The following is a 2,427-nucleotide window of genomic DNA, read 5'->3' as shown; positions in this document are numbered from 1 at the left end:
GACAGCTTCTGGGGAGGGAAGAAAGGAGGAAAGGGCAAGGCCAAGGGTGTCTGGATCGTCCGCGTCGACAACCTCTTTGCCGGTGCGACCATCTCCGAGGCGGTTCAGATCGGCGAGCAGGGCGTCGAGCCGACGATCTGGCATGTTGCCGACGACGGAAGGGTTTTCGGCGCCATCCGCTCGCAATCCGAGACCGCCTATCCGCTGCGGATCTACAGCTACAACCCGGCCAAGGGCGGCGTGACGCTGCACGACTTTGCCGACGAGAGCTTCGCCTCGAAATGCGTGATGTCGGGCGACGCGTGGAACGGCAAGCTTGTTGGCGTGGTCAACGGCACCCGCGGCAGCCGCGACGGCACACCCGCCGGGGCGGTCGGGCTTTATGCTTTTGTCTGGGAGAGCTTCGAGGCCTTCGAGGCCGGGGGCTTCGACAGCGCCGAGAGCTACTACATCGGCTCCGACAACTGGACCGCCGATACCTTCGTCAACAGCGACACCAGCGCGGTGGGCGTGGGTTCGATGGTGGTGCAGGAGAACGGTGTGCTCTGCATCGCGGGCGCGCAGGAGAACCCCGGCACCACCTATGACCGCGACGGCCAGCCCGACATCGTGTTGCGCTACGTATATGACCTGCTGGCGCCCGAGCCGCACGAGGGCGCGTGGGGAAGCTGGTCGAGCCAGTACGCCAACGAGCCGCCGCGTGACCCGTTCCTCTACGAGATCGTGGCCAAGGTCGACGCGAGCGCGAAATACGCCGTGGCGCCGCGCCACAGCGGGCCGGTGACGATCCGCGCGACGTCCGGCGAGACCGGGCTCTACGAGATCGCCTTCGTCGACCGTGACGGCGCGCCAATGAGTCTGCCGGGCGGGGTCTACAACGTGCTGGCGCTGGCCTCGGGCGCGCCGCGGTACGCGCGGGTGGTGGAGCCGACGCCGGACGGATTCATCATCGAGATCGCCGATCCCGCCGGCAAGCCCATCTCGATGTCGAAGCGGATGCCTGCCTCGGCGGCGGCGGCGTCGCCGGTCTCGAGCGCCTCGATGATGCGCTCGTGCGGGTGCGGCACCCAGTCGGCGGGCACGCCCGCGTCGTAGAGATGCGACAGGATCGGGCCGCAGCGCACCCAGAGCTTCTCGACCAGATCGTAGGTGATCGGCAGCCGTCCCGCCCGGCACAGCAGCAGGTGGAACTCGGTGTTGAGGTGCACCGCGTCGGCAAAGGACTTGCGGGCGTGACAGTCGGCGATGCCGGTCTGGATGTCGCGCAGCTCTTGCAGTTCCTCGGCGGTGACATGGGTGGCAGCCGAGGCCGCGGCCTTGCCCTCGAGATCCATGCGGATGCTGCGGATCTCCTGCAGCTGGGCGAGCGTCAGGTCAGGCACCACCGCGGTGCCGCGTTCGTCGAAGACCATGGCGCGTTCGAACACCAGCCGCATCAGCGCCTCGCGCATCGGTGTGAGCGAAATCCCGAACCGCTCGGAGAGCGGGCGCAGGCGCAGCCGCTCCCCGGGCTTCAGCTGGCCGCGCATCAGCGCGTTCCGAATCGTGGTGTAAGCGCGGTCGCCAAGGTTCTCGCGCTCGATGGGCGTGATCCAGTCCCCTGAAATGTCAGAGACTTTTCCAGACTTTGCCTTGCTGCCGGACATGCTGCACGATCCTCCTCTTTACTTGTTATAACAAATAAAACATAAACGAGTCGTTGGCCAGAAAATCATTCCGGCCACCCCGCGAATGGAGAGCGCGGGCAAAGGGAGGAGAGACCCGACGATGCTTGCACTGCGCAAGACACGTGCCGGGCGAGGTGTGGACCTCGTCACCACCGGATATGCCGAACCGCTGCCCGCCGAGGGCGAGGTCGAGGTGGCGATCCGTGCCGCGGGGATCTGCGGCAGCGACCTGCACGCGGTGGCATGGGACCCGAGCTACGGCTTCATGGAGCCCTTCCTGCCGCTGACCATCGGGCACGAGTTCGCCGGCCGCGTGGTGGCCGTGGGCGCGGGCGTCACCGCCCTGGCCCCGGGCGACCGGGGAAGGCCCTCCCCTCCGCCCCCCTTCTCCCCCTGCGCCTTTTTCCTTTCCGGGCGCCCCTCGGCCTGCGAGGCGCGGCGTATCGTGGGCCTGCACCGCGACGGTGGTTTTGCCGAGCGGGTGCGGGTGCCCGAGCGCGTGCTGCACCGCATTCCCGAAACACTGGAAGACGATCTCGCGGCGCTGTCCGAGCCGCTCGCAATCGCGGTGAACGCGGTGGACGTGTCGGGTGCGAAGTCCGGTGACCGGGTGGTGGTGCTGGGGCCGGGGCCGATCGGCGCGGCGATCGCCTTCGTGGCGCAGGAGCGCGGCGCCGAGGTGCTGCTCGTGGGTCTCGACGATGCCGAACGGCTGGCCATCGCCATGCGCATGGGCATCGCCGCAACCTGCGACCTTTCC

At 67.9% G+C, this 2,427-nt stretch carries 2 protein-coding genes; one reads left to right on the top strand and one right to left on the bottom strand.

The annotated features are described in order from the left end of the window. Positions 1-872: 872 nt before the first annotated feature. Positions 873-1,646 (bottom strand): GntR family transcriptional regulator, encoded by a 774-nt coding sequence (locus HC022_RS24110; RefSeq protein WP_254885258.1) that lies wholly within the window; start codon positions 1,644-1,646, stop codon positions 873-875. A gap of 121 nt (positions 1,647-1,767) precedes the next feature. Here HC022_RS24110 and HC022_RS24105 point away from each other — a divergent pair. After that, positions 1,768-2,427 (top strand): zinc-binding dehydrogenase (locus tag HC022_RS24105; protein WP_167454088.1); only part of this gene is annotated, 660 nt, incomplete at its 3' end.

It is taken from the genome of Salipiger sp. HF18, from assembly GCF_011806505.1.
GTDB classification, from domain to species: domain Bacteria; phylum Pseudomonadota; class Alphaproteobacteria; order Rhodobacterales; family Rhodobacteraceae; genus Salipiger; species Salipiger thiooxidans.
This window is presented reverse-complemented; position numbering and strand designations above follow the sequence as displayed.

Excerpts from the sequence above, each read along its gene's own strand:
- HC022_RS24110 (WP_254885258.1), bottom strand. The coding sequence starts at position 1,646 with ATGTCCGGCAGCAAGGCAAAGTCTGGAAAAGTCTCTGACATTTCAGGG.